Consider the following 22,076-nt stretch of genomic DNA (forward strand, 5'->3'; position numbering starts at 1 on the left):
GCATGCACGTGCCCGCCGGGCGTGGCCCGGTGCTAGCGTTCAAGCGATGCGACGCGGTCCAGCACCGACGGCGCGGCCATATGCCGCTGCACCGACGCCTGCAGCGCGGGCAGCCCCGGAAATGCATCGGCCTGCAACGCGTGCGCGAACAGCGCCGGCAGATCCTCCAGTCGGCGCAGCCACAGCCCGGCACCGGCTGCGTGCAGGCGTGCGGCATGGTCGAACTGGTCGTAATCCAGCGGGTACACCAGCGCCGGAATGCCTGCACACAACGCGTGGTACATCACCCCGGCGCCGCCATGGTGCAGTACCCGGTCGTAGCGCGGCAGATGGCGCGCGTAATCGACGAAGGGCAGCAGGTGCAGGTTCGGCAGCGGCTGCGCGCGCGTGGACAGATCGTGCTGGTGCCCCTGACTGACGTGCACCTGCCAGTGCGGGTACTGCCGCGCCAATGCGGCGGCAGCCTCGGCCAGTCGTGGTTTGACCCAGTCCTGATGCGTGCCTGCGGTCACCAGCAGGTGTCGCGCGCCGTCCACGAACGGCGGCGCTGCGTGCTCGCTGTGCGGGGTGTGCAGCATCGGCCCGATGAACTGCAGCGCCGCCGGCCAGCGCCGCGGAAATTCCAGTTCCGGCACGCCCAGGGCCAGGATGCATTCATCGGAATAGACCTGTTCACTGCCATCGCGGCGGTAGATGGCAGGCACGCCCAGGCGGCGCATCGCTGGGCGCTGCCAGGCATGCACGCCGCGCTTGAACAGGCGGATCATCTGCCGCCCCGCCGCCTGCTGCACGCGCTGCCACACCGTGCGCGGCGGCGACATGCCGCCCAGATAGGGCGGTGGCCCATCGGCGCAGTCCAGCACGCAGGGCGAGGGCAGGCTGGTCCACCAGCGGATGCCGAGTTCGGCGGCCAGCAGGCCGGCCGGCGGCAGGGTGAAGTCAACGATGACCAGATCCGGCCGCTGCTCGGCCCAGCGCTGCTGCAGCGCGTGCCGCATCTGCTCCATCAACTGCAGGGCCTGGCGCAGCTGCGCGTGCATGCGCAGTGGGTTGGCCTTCACCGCCACGCCGGGATTGGCGATCTGCCACAGCGCCGCTTCGTGCGCGGCCGACAGCAGCACATCGCCGCGCAGCCCGCTGGCAGTAATCGCCGCTTGCGCGCCGGGCGTGCTCAGCACCGTTACCTGGTGTTGCGCCTGCAGTTGCCGGGCGATGGCCAGCAGCGGATGTAGGTGGCCGCTGTAGGGCGGTGCCAGCAGCTCGATCTTCATGGCAACGCCTGCTCGATGCGGGCAATCAACGCGTGCGCCTGCGCCAGTACCGGCGCCTGTTGCAGGTAATTCATGTGGCCGCTGCGCACCCAGTGCCGCGCGCCGCGCCAGCCGGATCGGGAGATCCAGTCCTGCCGCCCCACCAGCACCTGCAGGCGTGCGGCCGCCGGGGCGTGTCGCGCGACAGGGCCATAGGCCAATACGCTGAACCGCTGTGACAGTGCGGCCGGCAACTGCAGGTTGGCCAGCAGTTCCAGCCCGCAGCTGCCGGCCAGCAACAGCGTGTGTGGCGCCGCGTGCAGCAGATCAGTCACCGCGGCAACATGGCGGCGGGCGAAGGCTGGCTGGCGTGAGCGCAGGTACTGGCGGCTGTTGTGCCAACTTGCCGATAGCAGCGACACGCGGCGGAACGGCAGTGTCTGCGCGTCGTAGGGGAAGTTGCAGGGGTGCAGGCGCCGGCCAGGTGCCAGCAGTGCCTGGCCGAACTGCACTTGAGCCGGACTGAGCGCGCAGCGCGCCGGATCACTCTGCCCGCACAGGAAGGCGATCTGCAGGTGGATGGGCGGCGCGGCAGGTTCAGGCATCGTGGAAGCGGTCATTGGCGCGCACATGATAGAGATGGGTACGCCAGCGGATGCGCCGCACGCAGGTCGCGTGCAGCAGGTGCAGGGGTTGCAGCAGTTCGGCCAGCACCGACAGCACGGGGCGATGGCGCACGCGCCCACTGGCGCGCCGCTGCAGCCGCATCAGTACCGCCGCACGCAGCAGCAGCACGACGGCCGCGATCAGGGCCGGCGCCCCCAGCGGTGGCCACGCCGCCAGCAGCAGCACCGCCCACAGCAGGAGCGGCGGCAGGCCGTGCAGCAGCCCGATCAAGGCACGTACCGGGCGTGATTCATCGCGCAGCAGCAGCAGCGCAAACAGCATCCAGCGGTGCATCTGCTGCCGGTAGCGCTGCAGCGTCGGCACATGCGTCTGCACTTCCACGCAGGCGGTGGACTGGTGCAGGCGGGCGCCCTGGTCGCGCAGGGCACGTGCCAGCGCCAGATCGTCGGCCAGCATGTGCCGCAGCGGCGCGAAGCCGCCCAGTTCGCGCAGGCGCGCGGTCCGCAGTGCGTAGCACATGCCATTGATCGACAGCGGCGCCAACCACGGCAGCAGGCCCAGATAGGTCAGCGTGGTGTTGTTGTTGACGAACTGCGCCATCAATCGCGAGCCGAACCGGGCGTCGTCGCGGTAGCAGGGCAGGGCGGTGACCAGATCGGCGTGCGGCAGCTCATCCAGCATCTGTGCCAGCGCCGCTGCGGACAGCCGCGCATCGTCGTCCAGCACCAGCACGACCGGCTCCTGCACGCGCGGCAATACGCCATCGAGTTTGAAGGTCTTGGGATTGATGCCCTGCGGCGCCGCGGGGTGCAGCAGGCAGGTGATGAGGTGGTCGGGGTACTGCGCACACAGCTGCGCCGCCGCCGCCCGCCCCAGCGCATCGGCTTCATCCAGCAACCAGTGGAAATGCGCGCCGGGCAGCGCCTGCAGGTTCGCCGCCAGCACCTCGGCCAGCAGCGGGTCACCGCCCAGGATCGGCTGCAGGATCGCCACGCCGTGGCCATCGAAGCGGCTGTGGGTGCCAGGCGGTCGTTGCCGCAGCACGCGCTGGGCGCCGGTTGCCTTCAGGGCGAGCAGCAGCAGGTAGGCCAGTGCGACCGCGGCGCTGGCGAGGGTCACGGTGTTCATTGCGCACGCTGCTCGCGGATGAGGCGTTCGATGGCGGTCTCCATGCCCAGCAGGGGCGGGCCCAGATCGGCCAGCATGCGATGGGGGTTGAAGGTCTTGGAATAGGCGAATGCGGCCACGCCGAAGCGGGTGATGGGCGGCTCACCGTGCAGGCGCAGCAGGCGCCAGACACCTTCCAGCGCGCCGGCGCCGGCCAGCGCCACACCGGTGGGCAGGCGGCGGCCCAGCGGTGGCAGCTCCAACGCGGCCAGCAGGCGCTGCAGCAGGGCCTGCAGATCCACCGGCTGCGCGTTGGTCAGGTTGTAGGCCGGGGCCAGCCGGGGCGCCTGGATGGCCCGCAGCAGGTACTCCACCAGGGTGTCGATGTGGATCAGGTCGATCAGCGGTGGCCCGCCGGCGCTGACCAGCCGTGGCAGCGCCCCGCGGCGGGCGGCGTCCAGCAGGCGCGGCATCAGCAGGGTGTCGCCCGGGCCGAACACCGCGCGCGGGCGCAGGATGCAGTGCGGCCCCGGATAGGCCGATACCAGCGCCTCGGCTGCCGCCTTGCTGCGCGCGTAGTCATTCAGGAACGCCGGGCCGATCGGGCTGTCCTCGTCCAGGTCGTACTGGTGCGCGGCGCGGTAGAACACCGCCGTGGTGGACAGGTGCAGCAGGCGCGGCAGGCCGTTGGCGTGGCAGAAGGCGATCACCTGCGCGGTGGCGTCCACGTTGTGCTGCCGGTACTGGGTCGCGCTGGCCCAGGGCGCTGCCAGGGCCGCCGCATGCAACACCACGTCGGGCCGGAACGGCAGATGCAGCGGCTGCCGCAGGTCCGCCTGCACGTAGTCTGGCCGGTCCAGCGGGCGGCGGCCGATGCCCAGCGCCTGTACCTGCGGCAGCGCGGCCAGGCGGCGCTGCAGGGCGCCGCCGATGAAGCCGGACGCGCCGGTGACCAGGATGCGCATGGGCGTGGTTTCCTCCGCCCTTGCCGCGGGCCGAACGCAGGTCGCATGCCTGCCGGGGCGGCCAGTATGCGCAATGACGGCTGCGGCAGCCATGCCGGGGGCACGGCGACCTGCCGCAGAGGCTTGTGCCGCCTGCCTTGCGGCCGTTTTTGGTGCCTGCGGCGAAGCGGGTTACACTGCCGGGCTCGCCAATCAGGCCATGTGATTCCTCACCATGCTGCAGAAACTCCGCGACAAGACCTCAGGCTGGATCGTCACTGTGATCCTGGGGCTGCTGATGATTCCGTTCCTGTTCGTGATCGACAACAGCTACCTCGGTGGTGTCGGCGCGCAGAACGTGGCCAAGGTTTCGGCACCGCCGACCTGGTGGCGCTCGGCGCCGTCGTGGTGGCCGGTGCGCATGCTGTGGCAGCACCATGAGATCAGTTCGCAGGATTTCCGCACCCGCTTCGAGCAGGAGCGCATGCGCGCCCGCCAGCAGCAGGGTGAAGACTTCGACCCGCGTGCGTTTGAAAGCACCGAGAACAAGCTGGCCGTGCTCGATCAGCTGGTGGACGAGCAGGTCGTTCGCCTGGTCGGTGAACAGGCCGGTGTCGTCATTGGCGACGGCGCGGTGCGCGAGTACATCATGACCATCCCGGCCTTCCTGGGCCAGGATGGCAAGTTCAGCGAAGCCAACTACCGCCTGGCCCTGCAGACCGGCAACCCGCCGCGCACGCCCACCCAGTTCCAGGAACTGGTGCGTGACAGCCTGCAGCAGTCGGTCATTCCGTCGGGCCTGCAGAATTCGGGCTTCGTTACCCAGGCCGAGACCGAGCGCCTGCTGAAGCTGCTGGGTGAAACCCGCGACGTGCAGCTGGTGGGTCTGCCGGAAGTGCCGGCCGATACCGCGCCGGTGACCGACGCGCAGATCAAGCAGTGGTACGACAGCCACGGCAAGGATTTCCGCCAGGCCGAATCGGTCTCGCTGGAATTCGTCGAAGTGAATGGCGCCAACCTGCCGGCCCCGGCCGCCGCCGACGAAGCTGCCCTGCGCAAGCGCTATGAAGAAGAGAAGGCCAAGTTCGTGGCGCCGGAACAGCGCCAGGCCGCGCACATCCTGCTGACCGGCGACGGTGCCGAAGCCAAGGCCGCCAAGCTGGCCGCCGAAGCCAAGGGCGGCGCTGACTTCGCCGCGCTGGCCAAGGCCAATTCGCAGGACCCCGGTTCCAAGGACCAGGGCGGTGACCTGGGCTGGGTGGAACGCGGCGCGATGGTGAAGCCGTTCGAAGATGCCTTGTTCGCCGCCAAGGCCGGCGAGATCGTCGGCCCGGTGAAGACCGATTTCGGCTACCACGTCATCAAGGTCGCCGCGGTGCGTGGTGGCGAAGGCAAGTCGTTCGAGGAAGTGCGTGACACCCTGGCCGCCGAGCAGCTGAAGGCCGATGGCGAGCGCGGTTTCAACGAACTGGCCAGCCGCCTGGTCGATGCCATCAACAAGAGCCCGAGCGATCTGGCCGCCGCCGCCAAGGAGGTGGGCCTGCCGCTGCAGACCACCGGCGTGATCACCCGCGCTACCGCCAGTGGCGTGGTGGCCGACCCGGCCGTGCTGCGCGATGCGTTCTCCGACGTGCGCGTGCAGGACGGCACCTCCAGCGATCCGATCGCCGTGGGCGGCAGCAGCAACCACAGCGTGGTGATCCGTGTGGCCGCGCACACCCCGGAACAGGCGCTGCCGCTGGACAAGGCCCGCGAGCAGGTGATTGCCGCCATCCGTGCCGACCGCCAGCGCCAGGTCAGCGACAAGGCCGCCGACGCCCTGCTGGCCAAGCTGAAGGGCGGCGCCAGCCTGCAGTCGCTGGCCGCCAGCGAGAAGCTGCAGGTCAGCCCGATGCCGGGCCTGCCGCGCAGCCAGCCGGTGCCGACCCCGGACATCCACCGCGCCATCTTCAGCGCGCCGGTGCCGACCGAGGGCAAGCCGAGCTACGGCAAGATTGACGTGAATGGCCACGCGCTGGTGTTCGTGGTGGACAAGGTCACCCCGGGTGACGTGAAGGAAGTGACCGCCGAGCAGCAGAAGCAGCTGAAGGACCAGTTGGCCCAGATCGATGGCGCCGCTGCGGCCAAGGCCTTCGTGGAAGCCATGCGCAAGAAGTTCGTGGTGCAGACCACCGAAGCCAACCTGTAACCCGGGGCGGCGCGCAGAACGAAAAGGCCCGGCAATGCCGGGCCTTTTTTGTTGTGTGCCGGGTCGCCTGTGCCTCGTAGAGTCGAGCTTGCTCGACTGAAGCAGTCGAGCAACGCTCGACTCTACCGGGGCGTGCAGTCGAGCAACGCTCGACTCTACGGGTTCGTGCAGTCGAGCAACGCTCGACTCTACCGGGCGCGGGTCAGTCTTCCACGCGCAGTACGGCGCCGGGCTTCAGTACGCTGCTGCCGCTCAGGCCGTTCAACGACAGCAGTGCCTTCACCGGCATGCCGTAGCGGCGGGCGATGGTCCAGGCCGATTCGCCGTTGCGTACGGTGTGACGGCGGCTGCGCGGGCGGTCGGCGGCGCTGGCCACGGTACGGGCCACCTGCGGTGCAGGCGTGGCGATGGGCGCTTCAGTGGCCGCCGTAGCGGCCACGGCGGCCGCGGCGTCCAGCACACTGGCATTGGCGGCCGAAACCGGCGCCAGCACCCGGGCGTTGCCGCTCGGGCGCTTGCCTGCGGCCAGACCGGGGTTCAGGCGGGCGATGCGGGCCGGGTCCAGCGACCGCTGCGCGGCCCACTGCTGCACCGTGGTGCCGGCCGGCAGCGTGTGGTCCTTCAGCACCGGCACGGTACGGTCCAGCGAGGCCATCACGCCCGGCTGGTCTTCCACGTTTTCCAGCACGCAGGCCAGCGCATGCAGCTTTTCCACATACGCATGGGTGACCGGCGACAGGCCGGGCAGGGCGGCGGGCTTGGCGTTCTGTGCGTTCATGCCGGCCTTGCGCATCGACTGCAGCACCCGGTACTCGCCGGCGTTGTAGGCCATGGTGGCCAGGCGCCAATCGCCGCCGAACATGCCGTGCAGGGTCTTCAGGTAGCGCACCGCCGCCTGGGTCGATTCCACCGCCGACAGGCGGCCGTCGTAGCCGTTGGACATCGGCACGCGATGGTTGCGCGCGGTGGTGGCGATGAACTGCCACAGGCCGGTAGGGCCGCTGCCGTTGCGGGCATTGGGGCGGTACCCACTTTCCACGAACGGGATCAGCGCGAATTCGGTGGGCAGGCTGGCCTTGCGCAGTTCTTCGACTACATAGCCGAACAGCACCAGAGCGTCATCGTCCTGGTTGGCCAGGCGCGAGGGGGCGTGGGCGAACTGCTTCTGCCAACGCGGGCTGGTGGCCTCGGCGTCGCAGGTGGGCTCGGCCAGGCCGTCGCGGAAGCTGGTGAAGATGTCCTGGCCGTTGCGCACGCTGGCCGCCGGCAGGGCCGTCGGGTCCAGTGGCACCGCGGCGGCGGCGGTCAGGTTCTGGCTGATGCCGGCGCCCAGCGACTGCGCGCCCGCGTTCCCGGCCAACCCCAGGGCAAGCCCCAGGGCCAGCGTCAGACTTCGGCGCATCATGCGCGGAAGCCGTCTTTCCAGTGCCGGAGACCGGCCATGACGTCGACGTCGTCCACGACCTCGCGCCCCAGGTGCGCCGACACCGCCGCGCGGATCGGCGCGGTATGTGTACGCAGGAACGGATTGCAGTCGAGCTCGTTGGCCAGGGTTACTGGCAGGGTGGAACGGTCATCGCGGCGCATGGCCAAAGCCTCCTCTTGGCGCTGCAGCAACGCAGCGTTGGCGGGGTCGACATGCCGCGCGAAGACGGCATTTGACACGGTGTACTCGTGGGCGCAACACAACAGCAGTTGCGCGGGCAGGGCACCCAGCCTGCGCATCGATGCCAGCAGCTGGGACGGCGTACCTTCGAACAGGCGTCCACAGCCCAGGCTGAACAACGAATCGCCGCTGAAAAGCTGTTCAGCGGTGTGAAACGCGATGTGGCTGCGGGTGTGCCCGGGCACGGATAGTACGTGGAACATCTGCCCCAGTGCCTGAACGCGTTCACCTTCGCCCACCCGCTCGGTGGCCGTGGGAATGCGTTCTTCCACCGGGGCGACCACCCGCACGCCGGGAAAACGCGCCTGCAGCGCGGGCACGCCGCCGATGTGATCGTCGTGGTGGTGGGTGAGCAGGATGGTGTCCACGCGCAGGCCCTGGTCGGCCAGCGCCAGTACCGGCGCGGCATCGCCAGGGTCGATCACGACCGCGGCGCCGTCGTCGGCCGTCAACATCCAGATGTAGTTATCCGCAAATGCGGGCAGGGCAGTCAGTCGCATAGAATTGGACCATGCCCCTGCTGCAGAGCCACCGTCAAGCGAGCCTGGTGCCCTGGTTCGACAGCGAGCCGGCGCAGCCGCTGCGCGTGCTGGAACGGCAGCTGCTGCTGCCGCAGCTGGCCGCGCTGCCGGTGCAACCCTGGTTGTGGATCGCGCCCAGCCCGGCCTGGCTGCAGGACGCGCAGGCCGCAGGGCGTGGCCTGCGCCTGTACCGCACCGGCCAGGGCTACGCCGGTGATACCCGCTGCGCGCTGCCGTTGCCGCTGGCCAACGAGAGCGTGAACGCGATCGTGCTGCAGCACGTGACCGCCGCTGACGCCGATGCCCTGCTGGACGAATGTGAGCGGGTGCTGATGCCCGGCGGACACCTGTGGCTGACAAGCCTCAACCCGTTCAGCCCCTACCGGGCGCGCTGGCGCCAGCACGGGCTGGTGGTGCGCACCCCGCAGCGCCTGCGCCAGCTGCTGGACCGGCACGGGCTGGACTGTGGGCAGACACGCTACCTGGGGCCGCTGTGGCAGGGCCCGGGCAGCCGCGCGCGCCCCGGCTGGGCGCCGCTGCGGGCGGCCTGCCTGTTCCATGCCCAAAAACGTACGCTGGCCCTGCCAGGGCCGACCCCGCTGCCGGTGCGCTGGCACGGCACCGTAGCCACCTGATCTGGAGTTGTATTGAAAACCATTGAAATCCACACCGACGGTTCCTGCCTGGGCAATCCCGGTCCCGGCGGCTGGGCCGCGCTGCTGCGCTACAAGGGACACGAGCGTGAACTCAGTGGCGGCGAAGCGCACACCACCAACAACCGGATGGAGCTGATGGCGGCCATCAGTGCGCTGGAAACCCTGACCGAGCCGTGCAACATCGTGCTGTTCACCGATTCGCAGTACGTGCGCCAGGGCCTGACCCAGTGGATGGCGGGGTGGATCCGCAAGAACTGGAAGACCGCCGGCGGCGACCCGGTGAAGAACCGCGAGCTGTGGGAGCGCCTGCATGCGGCCACGCTGCGCCACCAGATCGACTGGCGCTGGGTGAAGGGCCATTCCGGTGACCCGGACAACGAGCGCGTGGATACCCTGGCGCGTAACGCCGCGACCCAGATCCGCGACGGCAGCCCGGTAAACTGAGCCTATGCGTCAGATCATTCTCGATACCGAAACCACCGGCCTGGAGTGGAAGAAGGGCAACCGCGTCGTCGAAATCGGCTGCGTGGAGCTGTTCAAGCGCCGCCCGTCCGGCAACAACTACCACCAGTACCTGAAGCCCGACTGCGATTTCGAGCAGGGCGCGCAGGAAGTGACCGGGCTGACCCTGGAGTTCCTGGACGACAAGCCCGCCTTCGCCGAGGTGGCCGATGAGTTCCTGGCCTTCATCAAGGGCGCCGAACTGATCATCCACAACGCGGCGTTCGATCTGGGCTTCCTGGACAACGAACTGTCGCTGCTGGGCCCGCAGTACGGCCGGATCACCGACCACTGCACCGTGGTCGACACCCTGGCGCTGGCGCGCGAGCGCTTCCCGGGCCAGCGCAATTCGCTCGATGCCCTGTGCAAGCGCCTGGGCGTGGACAACTCGCACCGCGCGTTGCACGGCGCACTGCTCGATGCGCAGATCCTGGGCGATGTGTACATCGCGCTGACCTCGGGCCAGGAAGAGATCGGCTTCGGTCTGGACGACGAGGGCGGCGGGGCAGGGGCGGCGCTGCAGGCGTTCGATACCAGTGCGCTGCTGCCGCGCCCGCGCGTGGTGGCCACGCCGTCCGAGCAGGAAGCCCATGCCGCCCGCCTGGAGCGCCTGCGCAAGAAGGCCGGCCACGCGTTGTGGGATGGCCCGAAGGTGGAAGAAGCGGCGAGCGCGTAGGCGGTGGGGGTGGCCGCCGGGCATGGCCCGGCGCTACCACCGTATCCACGCATGGCGTGGATCTACCCTCATCGTATCCACGCATGGCGTGGATCTACAGTAGAGCCGCGCCATGCGTGGCTTTCAGTGGCAGCGCACCAGGATCACGGTGATGTTGTCCGATGACGCGCCAGCGCATTCGCGCTGACGCCCCACAATTTGCGCTGCAAATCGTGGGCCCCGTCTCATCATCACCCATACCCCCGCCGCTTCGCGTCCGCCCCCTGACTCAGGGGGCTCTCCCCCAGATGCAGCGTGCGTGCGTCAGGATCAGTGGCAGCGCACCAGGATTACGGTGATGTTGTCCGAACCTCCGCCGTCGAGGGCGGCGGCGACCAAAGTGTCCACGCATTCCTGGGCGCTGGCGTCGTCGTAGGCCAGGGTACGGGCAATGCCGCGGTCGTCCACTTCCTCGGTCAGGCCGTCGCTGCACAGCAGCAGCTGCATGCCCGGGCGCAGTTCACCACTGGTGGTGGCCACGTTCAGGTGGGTCGGGTCGGTCACCCCCAGCGCTTGGGTCACCACGTTGCGGTGGGGGTGGGCGCGGGCCTGCTCGGCGGTCAGGTTGCCCTGCGCCACCAGTTCCTGCACCACGCTGTGGTCCTGGCTGAGCTGGGCCAGCTGGCCGTCGCGCCACAGATAGGCCCGGCTGTCGCCCACCCAGGCCACCTCATAGCGGTTGCCCTGCACGCGCGCGGCAACCACCGTGGTACCCATCGGCAGGGTGTCGTTGCGGCGGCGCGAGGCGCGGATGATCTCCTCGTCGGCGGTGCGGATGGCCTGGGCCAGCGGCGCGCCCCGGCGGATCTCGCGCACGATGGTCTCGCGCGCCAGCGCGCTGGCCACCTCGCCGCAGGCATGCCCGCCCATGCCGTCGGCCACCAGCCACAGCGACAGCTCGCCATCACCGTAATAGGTGTCTTCGTTGAGCTCCCGGCGCAGGCCGGGGTGGGTGAGGTGTCCGAATTCGATCATGGTGGGGGCTGGGGAAGGGTGATGCCGGGGAGAACGGCATCATCACGGCCAAGCGGACATCCGGCAAGGCATGCAGTCAGAAATATTTCATCGGATGTGCGGCAATGGCTTGTGGTCTGCCGCGCTTCCTCGTATTATTCGCGTCCCCGGTTCGCCGGGGACCATCTGGAGAGGTGGCAGAGCGGTTGAATGTACCTGACTCGAAATCAGGCAGGCGTTTATAGCGCCTCGGGGGTTCGAATCCCCCCCTCTCCGCCAGATAACTGAAAAAGGCTGCCCCATGGGGCAGCCTTTTTCAGTTATCTGGCGCGGGATGCGAAACGCGCTTTGCGCGCTTCGTCCCATGCGTTGGTGCGCAACGCATGGGCCCCTCCCTTTGCCTGCCTCTCCCCGCCCCTGTCGGGGCAGCCCCTCAACAGAGGGGCTTGTTCCACCCGACGCGACATCGGGTTGCTGTCACGCGGGAACAGCATCTTCGCTGCGGGTTACCATGTGCGCATCATTTGCTGGAGCGTCCCCCATGACCGCTGAAATCCTGGTGCCTGTGTCTTTCGGCGAGCTGCTGGACAAGATCTCGATCCTGCAGATCAAGTCCGAGCGGATCAGCGACGAAGGCAAGCTGGCCAATGTGCGCCGCGAGCTGTCGGCGCTGGATACCACCTGGATGGGCCATCCGGCCGCAGTGAAGGACATCGCCAAGCTGCGTGCCGAGCTGAAGGCGGTGAACGAGCAGCTGTGGGACATCGAGGACGATATCCGCCTGAAGGAAAAGGCGCAGTCCTTCGACCAGGGCTTCATCGACCTGGCGCGCAGTGTCTATCTGCGCAATGACGAGCGCGCGCGCATCAAGAAGGCGATCAACCTGGCGCTGGGCTCAGTGTACGTGGAAGAGAAGTCGTACCAGGATTACGCGCCCCGCGCGTAATCCCGTAGATCCACGACATGCGTGGATGGGCCCACCGGCCCGCCAATCAACCCCGATGGTCGGCCACGTAGCGCTCGAAGGCGGCAATGCCGTCCTCGACCGTGATCAGTTCCATCACATCGTCGAACTCGATCTTGGTGCCCCACTTCAGGTCGATCGCCTGCTTGCCCAGGTACTTGCGCGCGGCATCGTCGTAGCGGTCCACGCAGTAGCGGCGGTCCGAATACGGGCCGCTGCGGTGCGGGTTGCTGGCCGCATGCAGGCCCAGCACCTTGCTGCCCATGGCGTTGGCGATGTGCATCGGCCCCGAATCGGGGGTCATCACCAGGTCGGCGCGGGCCAGCAACGCTGGCAGCTGCTTCAGCGTGTCCCTGCCTACCAGATCCAGTGCCGGGGTCTCCAGCTGGGCCTGTATGGCATCGGCCATGCTGCGCTCCAGTTCACTGCGGCCGCCGCACAGCACCACGCGCCAGCCACGGGCCTGGGCATGGGTGGCCACGGCGGCGTAGCGGTCGGCATACCAGTTGCGGAGTACGTGGCTGGAACAAGGCGAGATCATCAGCACCGGGCGGTCATCGTCCTCCCATTGCGCCGCGGCCCACTCAAAGGCGGCCGGCGGCACGGCCAGGTCCCAGCTGACGGTGTCCTGGCGCAGGCCCAGCGGCTCGCAGAAGCTGCCAATGGCATCCAGCACATGGATGCCGGGGCGGTCGGGGATGCGTTCGTTGATGAACAGCCCGTGCAGATCCTTGGAGCGGCTGCGGTCGTAGCCGATGCGGCGCTCGGCCGGAATGAAGGCCGACAGCAGGTTCGCGCGGAAGGCCACCTGCATCTGCAGCAGCGCCTCGAAGCGCCCGGGCGGCAACTGATGGCGCAGTGCCTTCACCCCGGCCATGCCGGTCTTCTTGTCATAGGCATGGAAGACCACGCCGGGCAGGCCGTCCAGCAGCTTGTGGCCGACCTTGTCGATGATCCAGTGGATCGGCGTATCCGGGCGCGCGGCCTGCAGGGTACGCACCAGCGGCACGACATGGGTGACATCGCCCAGGGCAGACAGGCGAAGGAGGCACAAGGATGAGGACGCTGATGCCATGTGTTGTTAGACTCAAAGGAATGGTCGCATTTGACGCCAATGAAGCGCTGACGCCATGCCGCGAGGGTCGCGGCATCGGGGCCATTCTGTTCGACCGCGAGCGGCTGCGGCAAGCCGAGGCGGGTCTGTTCTCGCCCCAGTACTGGGGAAACAAGGCCCGGCCGGTGGGCGAGGGCGGCCGCGGCAGCGCCTGGTTCGTCGATGCCTCCTTCGGTCCCGGGGTGCTGCGCCACTACCTGCGCGGCGGCCTGGCAGCCAAGCTCAGCCACGACCAGTACATCTGGCGGGGCTCGGACCGGACCCGCAGCTTTGCCGAATTCCGGCTGATGCGCGCGCTGCGTGCGCAGAAGCTGCCGGTGCCCCGGCCGATCGCCGCGTTCTACATGCGCGAGGGCCTGCGCTACCGCGCGGCCATCCTGATGGAGCGCATCGAGGGCGTGCGCTCGCTGGCCGACCGTGCACTGGTGGCCGGCCGTGGTGCCCCCTGGGAAGAGGCCGGCCGTCTGATCGCGCGCTTCCACCGCGCCGGGCTGGACCATGCTGATCTCAACGCCCACAACATCCTGTTCGATGGCAACGGCCATGGCTGGCTGATCGATTTTGACCGTGGGGTCATCCGTATTCCTGCCACCGCCTGGCGCGAGCGCAACCTGAAGCGCCTGCTGCGTTCGCTGCTGAAGCTGCGCGGCGAGCGCAGCGTGGAAGACGTGCAGAAGGATTACGCGCGGCTGCGCCGTGCCTACGACATGGCCTGGAACCGAGGCACCTGATGGACTGGTCGTTGCGTTTCCTCGGCGTCGGCAATGCGTCGGCGGTCGAGCTGGGTTCGCCCATGTCGGTGATCGAATGCGATGGCCGCCCGTGGCTGACCATCGATTGTGGCGGCGAAGGGCTGACCGCGTTCAAGGCGCACTACGGGCACCTGCCGCAGGCGCTGTTCGTCACCCATGTACACCTGGACCACGTGGCCGGCTTCGAGCGTCTGTTCGTGGATACCTTCTTCAGTGCGCAGCGGCGCGGCAAGGTGCGCCTGTACGTGCCGGCCACGGTGGTGCCGCTGCTGCACAAGCGCATCGGTGACTACCCGAACGTGCTGGCCGAAGGCGGCGCCAACTTCTGGGATGCCTTCCAGCTGATCGTGGTGGGCGATGCGTTCTGGCATGAAGGCGTGCGCCTGGAAGTCTTCCCCGTACGCCACCACTGGCCAGAAACCGCCTATGGCCTGCGTCTGCAGGGGGCGCTGGTGTGGAGTGGCGATACCCGTCCGATTCCGGAAATGCTGGCGCGCTTTGCCAACGACAACGAACTGATCGCCCACGACTGCGGCCTGCACGGCAATCCGTCGCACACCGGCGTGGACGATCTGGAACGTGAGTACAGCGCTGAACTGCAGGCGCGCATGATGCTCTACCACTACGCCAGCGCGGCCGATGGCCAGGCCCTGGCCGCACGCGGGCATCGCGTGGCCCAGCCCGGGCAGTGCGTGGCGCTGGCAGCGCCCACCGCGCCGAACGTGCTGGCTCAGGACCCGCCCTGACGTGATGTGGGATGGGGTCGGATCCCTTTGCGCAGCAAAGGGCTCTGACCCGCCGATGCGGCGCCAGCCAAGCTTGGTATCTACGGGGAACGAGGCACGGCCTGAAAAGGCGGTGGCCCCGCCGGCTGACCTCGGCGCCCGCGTCGATCGATACCGTTGCTGCCTTCCGGCCCTGGCGGGATTTTCGACCTAGCGTCGCGAGGGGCCGACGGGGCCACCATAGAGACGTTGGCAGCCCAAGGGCGGCCGGTTCACGGAACAGGGGAAGTGGCGCGCAGCGCGCCGAAGACCACAGCCGGACTGCACATCGACTGGGCCGATGGCAGGCGCGCATTCTAGCGCAGGCGCGGCCGCTTGTGCCAGCGCCGCGCACTGAATCGGCTGTAACCCGGCGCCACCTGCAGCGGCCCCGGCGCAGCGGCGTTGCTAGAATGCGCGGCAGGAGGAACGGCCTCCCCCACATCGGGAATGAATGACCAGGACGGCCTGGCCCTGCCAAAAGGAGGGCCGTCATGGCCTGGATCCAATTGTTGTTCGCTGGCCTGCTGGAAATCGTCTGGGCCGTTTCGATGAAGCAATCCGAGGGCTTCAGCAAGCCCGTTCCGTCCATCATCACCGTGGTCGGTATGATCGCCAGCTTCTGGCTGCTGGCCCTGGCCATGCGCAGCCTGCCGCTGGGCACTGCGTACACCATCTGGACCGGCATCGGCGCGGTGGGTGCGTTCGTGGTGGGCATCGTGTTCCTGGGCGAGCAGCTCAGTGCGATGCGCATCGGCGCGGCGGTGCTGATCGTCAGCGGGCTGGTGCTGATGAAGCTGTCCAGCAGCTGACAGGTCGCTACACTTTGCGGCCTCACCGTGCCTGTGCCACGGGCCGACGCAAGGACGCAACGCCGCCATGACCACTGCAACACGGACACCCCGCGCTGACCGCGTGGCCAAAGGGCTGTTGTTTACCCTGATGGGCATGGCGATGCTGGCCATTGCCGGCTGGACCCTGGCCGATCGCCTGCAGTTCCTGGACCGGGCACAGCCGGTCCAGGGCTGGGTGGATCATCTCAATGCCGGCGGCTCGCACCCGCAGGTGGTGTTCCAGACGCCGGCAGGGCAGCGCGTGTCGTACGCCCAGAACGGGCTGATCTTCGGCTATGCGCCGGGACAGCCGGTGCGCGTGCTGTACCTGCCCGAGGCGCCGGCGCGTGATCCGGTGGTGGACACGCCCGCGGCGTTGTGGGGCGTGACCGTACTTATTGGCATGATCGGTGCGGTCTTCGTGTTCGCCGGGTTGGGCCGGGTGCTGCCGCGTCGTTAGAGTGGGTTGCGCGTGCAGGGATCGCGCACAAGGTGCAGTTCCATTTCGACGGCATGCAGTCCGGGCCCGTGCCCATCCACGGTTTCCCGGACCACATGGAAGCCCAGGGCCGCATAGAACCCTTGGGTGTGCTGGCTGGTGCTCAGCACCACGCGATGCACCCGTTCGTCGGCTTGTGCCTGGCGCAGCCGCGCGTTGGCCAGCATGCGCCCCAGGCCCCGGCCTTGATGCTCCCGCGCGACCATGCCCCAGCAGAAGCCGGCACTGCCATCGGCATGCCGTGATAATCCTCCGCAGGCGACGACGAGGCCATCGACTTCGACGACCTGGAAGGCGTGCGCAAGCGCGTGGTCGCGCAGGAATCCGGTGAAATCCGTGCGCTCGGCGGGTGCGAAGAACGCCGGTGTATTGCCATCGAACAGTGCCAGGCAGGCGTTGGCATCGCTCAGCCGGTAGGCGCGCAGCTCAGGTGTCATACACGCCGCTGTCCCACGGTTCGAAGAACGCCATGTAGTAGCCGGGCTGCATTTCCACTGCCCACAGATCGTCCTCGTCTTCCGGTGCGCGTGCGACCAGGCCGAAGGTCGTGCCGAACTGTTCCACCGCGAACGGTGCAACCTGCACGCGCCGATGCTCGATGGCACCCAGGGCGTGCAGGCGCGCCTGGCGGATCGCGCGATGCTGTTGTGCATCCACCTGGTCGCGCGGGCCCAGCGAATCGATCTGCGCATCCAGCAGGGCGCCGTCGGCGTCGAAGAGGTACAGCGCGATGTATTCGCAGCCAGGCTGGCGGCGCGTGGCCGGTTCGAACGGTGTGGTCAGGATGAACTGCCGTCCATCTTCCGTGCGGCCGATGCAGTCGGCGTAATGGTCATCCGGGTCGATGGCGATCCGTTCGGGGCGTTGGCTCATGGTGGCGTCCGTGCAGGGGAGCGGCATTGAACCGCGTCTGCCCGGGGCGACTCAAGTGATCGCCGAAGGTATTGGTGTCCGAACATGGCGAGCGACCGGCCGCGCGTGCCCGCAGACTGCGTGCCTCGCAGACACGGAGTTCCCATGATCGATCGTCATCATCGTTTTGAAAGCCTGCACCGCAGCGCTGACCTGTTGGTGCTGCCCACCGTGTGGGACGCAGGCAGTGCGCGCCTGGCTGAGGATTGCGGTGCGCAGGCACTGGGTACCTCCAGCGCAGCCCTGGCCTGGTCCTGCGGCCATGCTGATGCGTGCGTGCTGCCGGAGGACGCGCTGCATGAGCGCGTGCGGCAGATCCTGCGGGTGACGACGCTGCCGCTCACCCTGGATATCGAGAACGGCTACAGCGACGATCCGCAGCAGGTGGCCGCGCGCGTGCTTCGCCTGGCTGATCTGGGCGTGGTGGGCATCAACATCGAGGATGGCGAGGGCAGCGTCGAACTGTTGGCGGCGAAGATCGCGGCGGTGCGCTGCACACTGGCGGGGCGTCCGTTGTTCATCAACGCGCGGACCGATGTGTATCTGCGCGGCTTGGCCGAGGGTGCGCAGGCCGTGGCACTGAGCGTGCAGCGCCTGCAGGCCTATGCGCAGGCCGGTGCGGATGGGGGATTTGTTCCTGGATTGCAGACGCTGGCCGAGGTGGCGGCCGTCGCTGCACAGGTGGCGCTGCCACTGAACCTGATGGCGTTGCCCGGCATGGCGCCGGCCGACCATTTGCGCCATGCCGGCGTACGCCGCTTGAGTGCCGGGCCGGCGCTGTTCCTGCAGGCCTGGGCGGCTACGGCAGCGGCAACGCGCACGCTGCTGCAGAGTGGGGTGCTGGTGGGTGCGGCTGCTGCGTCTTACCCGGATGTTGACCGACGCTTTGCGATCACTGACGGGCGCCAAGCTCAATAGAGATCGGTGTGGCGATGTCATGCCATGACGAACAGCGGCTGCATCGATTCTAGTTCCAGATCACGATGGTTCCATCCGGGCAATTCAACTGCATCGCTTCCGGGCCAGAGTAGGCGCTGTCACTCACGTCTACGGTGAGTGATACCCCGCCAGAAAACTGCGCCATCATTGTCGTTTGATCGAGCAGATAGTTCGTTAGAAGCAGCCCCTGTGGGGCTTGCGCAGGCTGCTTCGCAGTGCCATCGCAATGAAGGCGGACAGTGTTGTAGATGTGCAGCTCCCAGCCATCATGGGTCCTGATCGTGGTGATGCCGTCGCCCGTTTCCAGCGTCACCGCTTTCCCGATCAGATTCCGAAGTCCCGCCATCTGATGTTCCATCATGTTTCGGCCCGTACGACTAAAGAAGGGAGTGGCAGCCAGGATGTCGCTGCGTCGCTGCAGTATGGGGCGGCGACGCAGCGGGAGAGAGTGGGGGCGGGGAAGGGGCCGGTGAAGCCAACCCCGGAGGGCTTCTCAGCCCCCGTCCCACTCGCCGACCAACGCAGAAGGGTGGCCTTGTGGGCGGCCCCAAGGTGAAGAGGGCAAGAGAGTGGTGCGAAGGACGTCTGCTCCACGCATGGCGTGGATCTACGGATCTGTCCGGACGAGCAAGCCCCTCTGTTGAGGGGCTGCCCCGACAGGGGCGGGGAGAGGCAGGCAAAGGGAGGGGCCCATTCGTTGCGTAGCAACGCATGGGGCGAAGCGCGCGCAGCGCACTTCGCTTCCCGCGCCAGATAAATGAAAAAGGCTGCCCAGAGGGCAGCCTTTTTCATTTATCTGGCGGAGAGAGGGGGATTCGAACCCCCGAAGCGCGGTTTAGACGCTTACACACTTTCCAGGCGTGCTCCTTCAACCACTCGGACACCTCTCCGGATTCCCTGCCATCGGCAAACGCCTCAGCAGGGGCGCAGATTCTAGCGGGCGCCGCGCCCGGACACAAGCACCGTGTTTCAGGGGGAGGGGGCTGGACAGGCATGGCACAATGGAACATCCGATGGAAGACGGTGGCCTGATGTCCTATCTCGTGCTTGCCCGCAAGTGGCGTCCGAAGCGTTTTGCCGAGCTGGTGGGCCAGGAACACGTGGTCCGTGCGCTCAGCAATGCGCTGGACAGTGGCCGGGTCCACCATGCGTTCCTGTTCACCGGTACCCGCGGCGTGGGCAAGACCACCATCGCGCGTATCTTCGCCAAGTCGCTGAACTGCGAGCAGGGCACCAGCGCCGATCCCTGTGGCCAGTGCGCAGCCTGCCTGGACATCGACGCCGGCCGCTACATCGACCTGCTGGAAATCGACGCCGCGTCCAACACCGGCGTGGATGACGTGCGCGAGGTGATCGAGAACGCCCAGTACATGCCCTCGCGCGGCAAGTACAAGGTCTACCTGATCGACGAAGTGCACATGCTGTCCAAGGCGGCGTTCAACGCGCTGCTGAAGACGCTGGAAGAGCCGCCGGAGCATGTGAAGTTCCTTCTGGCCACCACCGACCCGCAGAAGCTGCCGGTCACCGTGCTCAGCCGCTGCCTGCAGTTCAACCTGAAGCGGCTGGACGAGGACCAGATCCAGGGCCAGATGACCCGCATCCTGGCCGCCGAGGAGATCGAGTCCGACCCCAGCGCCATCGTGCAGCTGTCCAAGGCCGCCGATGGCAGCCTGCGTGACGGCCTGTCGCTGCTCGACCAGGCCATTGCCTATGCCGGTGGTGCCCTGCGCGACGACGTGGTGCGCACCATGCTGGGCACCGTGGACCGCACCCAGGTGGCGGCCATGCTGGATGCCCTGGCCGACGGCGAGGGCGCGCGCCTGCTGCAGGTAGTGGCGGCGCTGGCCGAGTTCTCGCCCGACTGGAGCGGCGTGCTGGAAGCGCTGGCCGAGGGGCTGCACCGTATCCAGGTGCAGCAGCTGGTACCGGGTGCGGCTGCCGCCGCCGAAGGTCTGGATGTGGCCGCCTTCGCTGCCCGCCTGCGCCCGGAAGTGGTGCAGCTGTGGTACCAGATGGCGCTCAATGGCCGCCGCGACCTGCCGCTGGCGCCGAGCCCGCGCGCAGGCTTTGAAATGGCCGTGCTGCGCATGCTGGCCTTCCGCCCGGCCGCCGCGGTGCCGCCGGTCCCGCGTGCGGTGGACCCGGCCGCAGGCGCTGCCCCGGCCGGCAATGCACCCGGTGGCGGTGGTGCCGGTGGCAGCCCGGAAGCCGCTCCGGCCGCCGCTGCCTCGGCCCAGGCCCCGGCGGCGCCAGAGCAAGTGAGTGCCGCAGCGCATACCCCGTCGCCGCAGCCCGAGCCGCCGCCGCGCGAACCGGAGCCTGAACCGAAACCGGAACCCACCCCGGAACCTGAACCGGTGCCGGTGGAAGAACCCGAAACCCCCACGCCGGTGAAGGCCGAGGTTGCCGCGCCGCCGGCCGAAGCGAGCGACGATCTGCCGCCGTGGGCCACCGAGGAGGCCGAGGCCGCCCACGCCCGTGATGCGTCGCTGGCCGCCGCACATGCCACCCCGGAGGCGGCCATGGTCGTCCCCTGGCACGAACCGCCGGCACCGGCACAGCCCGCCGAGGTTGCCGAGGAGCGCTCGTTCCAGCCGGAAGGCATTGCCATTGCGCCCGCACCGGCGGCCGCCGACCGTGGCCCGCAGGAAGCAGTGAGCGAACTGGCCAGTGCCGAGGACTGGCTGGACCTGGTGGCCGGCAGCGGCCTGAACGGCCCGTCGCGCCAGTTGGCCGCCAACGCCGCCTTCATCAGTTGCCAGCAGGGCACCTTGAAACTGGGGCTTTCGCCCGGATTTGAATACCTGCGCTCCGAGCGCGCGCTGGCGGCGCTGGGCGAGGTGCTGGAAAAGGCCCTGGGCCAGGCGCTGCGGATCGTGGTCGAGACCGTGGAAACCGAACACGTACCGGCCGAGACCCTGCACCAGCGTGCCGACCGCCAGCGCGGCGAGCGCCAGCAGGCCGCCGAGGCCACCTTCATGGACGATCCGGAAGTCCAGCTGCTGATCCAGCAGCACGGCGCCCGGGTCGTTTCCGATTCCATCCGTACTTTTGACGAGTAAGACGACATGCGCGGGAACATCGCCCAACTGATGCAGCAGGCCCAGAAGATGCAGGAAAACCTGCAGAAGGCCCAGGAAGAAATCGCCAGGATCGAAGTGACCGGCAGCGCCGGTGGCGGCATGGTCAGCGTCACCCTGACCGGTGCGAAGGAATGCCGCAAGGTGCGCATCGACCCGTCGCTGACCAGCGATCCGGAAATGCTGGAAGACCTGATCGCGGCCGCCTTCAACGACGCGTCCAACAAGATCGACGCCGAATCGAAGTCGAAGATGGGCTCGGCCACGGCCGGCATGCAGCTGCCGCCGGGCATGAAGCTGCCGTTCTGATACCCGTAGCGTCGAGCGTGCTCGACTGGTCGTTCCGTAGAGTCGAGCTTGCTCGACTGCATGCATGAATCAGTCGAGCATGGCTCGACTCTACTGAATCCTTCAGTCGAGCATGGCTCGACTCTACAACGCCTTTCAGTCGAGCAAGCTCGACTCTACAAAGCCTGCCGCCGTGTCCGCACCTCTGCTTGAACAACTGATCGATGCGCTGCGGGTGCTGCCGGGCGTGGGCCAGAAGACGGCCCAGCGCATGGCCTACCACCTGCTGGAACGCGAGCGCGAGGGCGGCCAGCGCCTGGCCGAAACCCTGGCGTTGGCGGTGGAGCGCATCGGCCACTGCGCGCAGTGCCGTGATTTCAGCGAGAGCGAGGTGTGCCCCACCTGTGCCAACGGCAGCCGCGAGCGCAGCCAGTTGTGCGTGGTGGAATCGCCGGCCGACCGCCTGGCCATTGAAAACGCGACCGGCTTCCGCGGCGTCTACTTCGTGTTGCAGGGGCGCTTGTCCCCGCTCGATGGCGTGGGCCCGCGCGAACTGGGCCTGGAACAGCTGGAGCAGCGCCTGGCCCAGGGCGAGGTGCAGGAGCTGATCATCGCCACCAGCGCCACCGTGGAAGGCGAAGCGACCGCGCACTACCTGGCGCAGTTGGCGCGGGTCCGCCAGGTGCGGCCCAGCCGCCTGGCCCAGGGCCTGCCGTTGGGGGGCGAACTGGAATACGTCGATCGCGGCACCCTGTCGCACGCCTTCGGCACCCGCAGCGAGTTCCGCGACTGATACGCGGCC

Annotated in this window: 24 protein-coding genes, 2 tRNA genes and 1 other RNA gene; 14 read left to right on the plus strand and 13 right to left on the minus strand. The window is 68.1% G+C overall.

Going from position 1 to position 22,076, the window contains the following annotated elements; genetic code table 11:
* Window positions 1-32: 32 nt before the first annotated feature.
* Genes C1932_RS04595 through C1932_RS04610 form a run of 4 tightly spaced genes read right to left on the minus strand, consistent with a single transcriptional unit; the run spans window position 33 to window position 3,949 of the window.
* Complete coding sequence (locus tag C1932_RS04595; protein WP_108761354.1) at window positions 33-1,271, minus strand: nucleotide disphospho-sugar-binding domain-containing protein; 1,239 nt, start codon at window positions 1,269-1,271, stop codon at window positions 33-35.
* Entirely contained in the window at window positions 1,268-1,855 is a 588-nt protein-coding gene (locus C1932_RS04600) for a hypothetical protein (RefSeq protein ID WP_108761355.1), read from the minus strand. Before C1932_RS04600 ends, C1932_RS04595 begins: the two co-directional genes overlap by 4 nt.
* A complete protein-coding gene (locus C1932_RS04605) occupies window positions 1,848-3,005 on the minus strand; it encodes a glycosyltransferase (RefSeq protein ID WP_108761356.1) in 1,158 nt (385 codons plus the stop codon). Before C1932_RS04605 ends, C1932_RS04600 begins: the two co-directional genes overlap by 8 nt.
* Entirely contained in the window at window positions 3,002-3,949 is a 948-nt protein-coding gene (locus C1932_RS04610; protein WP_108761357.1) for an NAD(P)-dependent oxidoreductase, read from the minus strand. Before C1932_RS04610 ends, C1932_RS04605 begins: the two co-directional genes overlap by 4 nt.
* Before the next feature lie 214 nt (window positions 3,950-4,163).
* On the opposite strand from C1932_RS04610, the gene C1932_RS04615 reads away from it, so the two are divergent.
* Window positions 4,164-6,116 (plus strand): peptidyl-prolyl cis-trans isomerase, encoded by a 1,953-nt coding sequence (locus C1932_RS04615; RefSeq protein WP_108755531.1) that lies wholly within the window; start codon window positions 4,164-4,166, stop codon window positions 6,114-6,116.
* 202 nt (window positions 6,117-6,318) lie between these two features.
* Here the strand turns inward: C1932_RS04615 and C1932_RS04620 are convergent, their stop codons facing one another.
* Window positions 6,319-7,521, minus strand: a complete 1,203-nt coding sequence (locus C1932_RS04620; RefSeq protein WP_108761358.1) for a lytic transglycosylase domain-containing protein — start codon at window positions 7,519-7,521, stop codon at window positions 6,319-6,321.
* The gene (gloB, locus tag C1932_RS04625; RefSeq protein ID WP_108752321.1) at window positions 7,518-8,282 is read right to left on the minus strand and encodes a hydroxyacylglutathione hydrolase; all 765 of its coding nucleotides are present in this window, start codon (window positions 8,280-8,282) and stop codon (window positions 7,518-7,520) included. Before gloB ends, C1932_RS04620 begins: the two co-directional genes overlap by 4 nt.
* Before the next feature lie 11 nt (window positions 8,283-8,293).
* On the opposite strand from gloB, the gene C1932_RS04630 reads away from it, so the two are divergent.
* Genes C1932_RS04630 through dnaQ form a run of 3 tightly spaced genes read left to right on the plus strand, consistent with a single transcriptional unit; the run spans window position 8,294 to window position 10,136 of the window.
* The gene (locus C1932_RS04630; RefSeq protein ID WP_108752322.1) at window positions 8,294-8,938 is read left to right on the plus strand and encodes a methyltransferase domain-containing protein; all 645 of its coding nucleotides are present in this window, start codon (window positions 8,294-8,296) and stop codon (window positions 8,936-8,938) included.
* A gap of 12 nt (window positions 8,939-8,950) precedes the next feature.
* Window positions 8,951-9,403 (plus strand): ribonuclease HI, encoded by a 453-nt coding sequence (rnhA, locus tag C1932_RS04635; protein ID WP_108761359.1) that lies wholly within the window; start codon window positions 8,951-8,953, stop codon window positions 9,401-9,403.
* 4 nt (window positions 9,404-9,407) lie between these two features.
* Window positions 9,408-10,136, plus strand: coding sequence for a DNA polymerase III subunit epsilon (gene dnaQ / locus C1932_RS04640; protein WP_108748724.1), 729 nt, complete (start codon window positions 9,408-9,410; stop codon window positions 10,134-10,136).
* 309 nt (window positions 10,137-10,445) lie between these two features.
* Here the strand turns inward: dnaQ and C1932_RS04645 are convergent, their stop codons facing one another.
* Window positions 10,446-11,150 carry a protein phosphatase 2C domain-containing protein gene (locus tag C1932_RS04645; protein WP_108752324.1) on the minus strand — a complete coding sequence of 235 codons (705 nt, stop codon included), beginning with the start codon at window positions 11,148-11,150 and terminating at the stop codon, window positions 10,446-10,448.
* A gap of 167 nt (window positions 11,151-11,317) precedes the next feature.
* On the opposite strand from C1932_RS04645, the gene C1932_RS04650 reads away from it, so the two are divergent.
* Both C1932_RS04650 and C1932_RS04655 read left to right on the plus strand, forming a co-directional pair.
* A tRNA-Ser gene (locus C1932_RS04650) sits at window positions 11,318-11,408 on the plus strand.
* 262 nt (window positions 11,409-11,670) lie between these two features.
* Complete coding sequence (locus C1932_RS04655; RefSeq protein ID WP_108752325.1) at window positions 11,671-12,075, plus strand: DUF6165 family protein; 405 nt, start codon at window positions 11,671-11,673, stop codon at window positions 12,073-12,075.
* A 46-nt stretch (window positions 12,076-12,121) separates the two neighbouring features.
* On the opposite strand, the gene C1932_RS04660 is transcribed toward C1932_RS04655, so the two are convergent.
* Window positions 12,122-13,168, minus strand: coding sequence for a glycosyltransferase family 9 protein (locus C1932_RS04660; protein WP_108761360.1), 1,047 nt, complete (start codon window positions 13,166-13,168; stop codon window positions 12,122-12,124).
* Window positions 13,169-13,188: 20 nt separating this feature from the next.
* Between C1932_RS04660 and C1932_RS04665 the strand changes: the two genes are divergently transcribed.
* Window positions 13,189-13,938: a 3-deoxy-D-manno-octulosonic acid kinase gene (locus C1932_RS04665; RefSeq protein ID WP_108748728.1), complete on the plus strand. Its 750-nt coding sequence runs from the start codon at window positions 13,189-13,191 to the stop codon at window positions 13,936-13,938.
* Window positions 13,938-14,705, plus strand: coding sequence for an MBL fold metallo-hydrolase (locus tag C1932_RS04670; protein ID WP_108755535.1), 768 nt, complete (start codon window positions 13,938-13,940; stop codon window positions 14,703-14,705). Before C1932_RS04665 ends, C1932_RS04670 begins: the two co-directional genes overlap by 1 nt.
* Window positions 14,706-14,820: 115 nt before the next feature.
* Here the strand turns inward: C1932_RS04670 and ffs are convergent.
* Window positions 14,821-14,917: signal recognition particle sRNA small type (ffs, locus tag C1932_RS04675), an RNA gene on the minus strand.
* Between the two features lie 300 nt (window positions 14,918-15,217).
* Here ffs and C1932_RS04680 point away from each other — a divergent pair.
* On the plus strand, window positions 15,218-15,535 hold the full coding sequence (locus tag C1932_RS04680) for a multidrug efflux SMR transporter (RefSeq protein ID WP_108761361.1): 318 nt from the start codon (window positions 15,218-15,220) through the stop codon (window positions 15,533-15,535).
* Window positions 15,536-15,602: 67 nt separating this feature from the next.
* Entirely contained in the window at window positions 15,603-16,016 is a 414-nt protein-coding gene (locus C1932_RS04685; protein WP_108761362.1) for a DUF3592 domain-containing protein, read from the plus strand.
* Here the strand turns inward: C1932_RS04685 and C1932_RS04690 are convergent.
* Window positions 16,013-16,492 (minus strand): GNAT family N-acetyltransferase, encoded by a 480-nt coding sequence (locus C1932_RS04690; RefSeq protein ID WP_108761363.1) that lies wholly within the window; start codon window positions 16,490-16,492, stop codon window positions 16,013-16,015. The two genes, C1932_RS04685 and C1932_RS04690, sit on opposite strands and share 4 nt — an antisense overlap.
* Window positions 16,482-16,928, minus strand: coding sequence for a hypothetical protein (locus C1932_RS04695; protein WP_108761364.1), 447 nt, complete (start codon window positions 16,926-16,928; stop codon window positions 16,482-16,484). Before C1932_RS04695 ends, C1932_RS04690 begins: the two co-directional genes overlap by 11 nt.
* A gap of 144 nt (window positions 16,929-17,072) precedes the next feature.
* On the opposite strand from C1932_RS04695, the gene C1932_RS04700 reads away from it, so the two are divergent.
* Entirely contained in the window at window positions 17,073-17,885 is an 813-nt protein-coding gene (locus C1932_RS04700) for an isocitrate lyase/phosphoenolpyruvate mutase family protein (RefSeq protein ID WP_108761365.1), read from the plus strand.
* A gap of 49 nt (window positions 17,886-17,934) precedes the next feature.
* Here C1932_RS04700 and C1932_RS04705 read toward each other — a convergent pair whose 3' ends face one another.
* Both C1932_RS04705 and C1932_RS04710 read right to left on the minus strand, forming a co-directional pair.
* A complete protein-coding gene (locus C1932_RS04705) occupies window positions 17,935-18,267 on the minus strand; it encodes a hypothetical protein (protein WP_234412302.1) in 333 nt (110 codons plus the stop codon).
* A gap of 436 nt (window positions 18,268-18,703) precedes the next feature.
* Window positions 18,704-18,796, minus strand: a tRNA-Ser gene (locus tag C1932_RS04710).
* 141 nt (window positions 18,797-18,937) lie between these two features.
* Here C1932_RS04710 and dnaX point away from each other — a divergent pair.
* The 3 genes from dnaX (at window position 18,938) to recR (ending at window position 22,067) form a co-directional block, all read left to right on the plus strand.
* Window positions 18,938-20,968, plus strand: a complete 2,031-nt coding sequence (dnaX, locus tag C1932_RS04715; protein ID WP_199912024.1) for a DNA polymerase III subunit gamma/tau — start codon at window positions 18,938-18,940, stop codon at window positions 20,966-20,968.
* 6 nt (window positions 20,969-20,974) lie between these two features.
* A complete protein-coding gene (locus tag C1932_RS04720) occupies window positions 20,975-21,295 on the plus strand; it encodes a YbaB/EbfC family nucleoid-associated protein (protein WP_019659509.1) in 321 nt (106 codons plus the stop codon).
* Between the two features lie 172 nt (window positions 21,296-21,467).
* The gene (gene recR / locus C1932_RS04725) at window positions 21,468-22,067 is read left to right on the plus strand and encodes a recombination mediator RecR (RefSeq protein ID WP_108752335.1); all 600 of its coding nucleotides are present in this window, start codon (window positions 21,468-21,470) and stop codon (window positions 22,065-22,067) included.
* Window positions 22,068-22,076 lie beyond the last annotated feature (9 nt).

The sequence above is a fragment of the Stenotrophomonas sp. YAU14D1_LEIMI4_1 genome (assembly GCF_003086815.1).
Lineage (GTDB): Bacteria > Pseudomonadota > Gammaproteobacteria > Xanthomonadales > Xanthomonadaceae > Stenotrophomonas.

Bases quoted from the DNA above. Each gene is read 5' to 3' on its own strand.
- C1932_RS04595 (WP_108761354.1), bottom strand. From the start codon at position 1,271: ATGAAGATCGAGCTGCTGGCACCGCCCTACAGCGGCCACCTACATCCG.
- C1932_RS04600 (WP_108761355.1), bottom strand. From the start codon at position 1,855: ATGCCTGAACCTGCCGCGCCGCCCATCCACCTGCAGATCGCCTTCCTG.
- C1932_RS04605 (WP_108761356.1), bottom strand. From the start codon at position 3,005: ATGAACACCGTGACCCTCGCCAGCGCCGCGGTCGCACTGGCCTACCTG.
- C1932_RS04610 (WP_108761357.1), bottom strand. From the start codon at position 3,949: ATGCGCATCCTGGTCACCGGCGCGTCCGGCTTCATCGGCGGCGCCCTG.
- C1932_RS04615 (WP_108755531.1), top strand. From the start codon at position 4,164: ATGCTGCAGAAACTCCGCGACAAGACCTCAGGCTGGATCGTCACTGTG.
- C1932_RS04620 (WP_108761358.1), bottom strand. From the start codon at position 7,521: ATGATGCGCCGAAGTCTGACGCTGGCCCTGGGGCTTGCCCTGGGGTTG.
- gloB (WP_108752321.1), bottom strand. From the start codon at position 8,282: ATGCGACTGACTGCCCTGCCCGCATTTGCGGATAACTACATCTGGATG.
- C1932_RS04630 (WP_108752322.1), top strand. From the start codon at position 8,294: ATGCCCCTGCTGCAGAGCCACCGTCAAGCGAGCCTGGTGCCCTGGTTC.
- dnaQ (WP_108748724.1), top strand. From the start codon at position 9,408: ATGCGTCAGATCATTCTCGATACCGAAACCACCGGCCTGGAGTGGAAG.
- C1932_RS04645 (WP_108752324.1), bottom strand. From the start codon at position 11,150: ATGATCGAATTCGGACACCTCACCCACCCCGGCCTGCGCCGGGAGCTC.
- C1932_RS04655 (WP_108752325.1), top strand. From the start codon at position 11,671: ATGACCGCTGAAATCCTGGTGCCTGTGTCTTTCGGCGAGCTGCTGGAC.
- C1932_RS04660 (WP_108761360.1), bottom strand. From the start codon at position 13,168: ATGGCATCAGCGTCCTCATCCTTGTGCCTCCTTCGCCTGTCTGCCCTG.
- C1932_RS04665 (WP_108748728.1), top strand. From the start codon at position 13,189: ATGGTCGCATTTGACGCCAATGAAGCGCTGACGCCATGCCGCGAGGGT.
- C1932_RS04670 (WP_108755535.1), top strand. From the start codon at position 13,938: ATGGACTGGTCGTTGCGTTTCCTCGGCGTCGGCAATGCGTCGGCGGTC.
- C1932_RS04680 (WP_108761361.1), top strand. From the start codon at position 15,218: ATGGCCTGGATCCAATTGTTGTTCGCTGGCCTGCTGGAAATCGTCTGG.
- C1932_RS04685 (WP_108761362.1), top strand. From the start codon at position 15,603: ATGACCACTGCAACACGGACACCCCGCGCTGACCGCGTGGCCAAAGGG.
- C1932_RS04690 (WP_108761363.1), bottom strand. From the start codon at position 16,492: ATGACACCTGAGCTGCGCGCCTACCGGCTGAGCGATGCCAACGCCTGC.
- C1932_RS04695 (WP_108761364.1), bottom strand. From the start codon at position 16,928: ATGAGCCAACGCCCCGAACGGATCGCCATCGACCCGGATGACCATTAC.
- C1932_RS04700 (WP_108761365.1), top strand. From the start codon at position 17,073: ATGATCGATCGTCATCATCGTTTTGAAAGCCTGCACCGCAGCGCTGAC.
- C1932_RS04705 (WP_234412302.1), bottom strand. From the start codon at position 18,267: ATGATGGAACATCAGATGGCGGGACTTCGGAATCTGATCGGGAAAGCG.
- dnaX (WP_199912024.1), top strand. From the start codon at position 18,938: ATGTCCTATCTCGTGCTTGCCCGCAAGTGGCGTCCGAAGCGTTTTGCC.
- C1932_RS04720 (WP_019659509.1), top strand. From the start codon at position 20,975: ATGCGCGGGAACATCGCCCAACTGATGCAGCAGGCCCAGAAGATGCAG.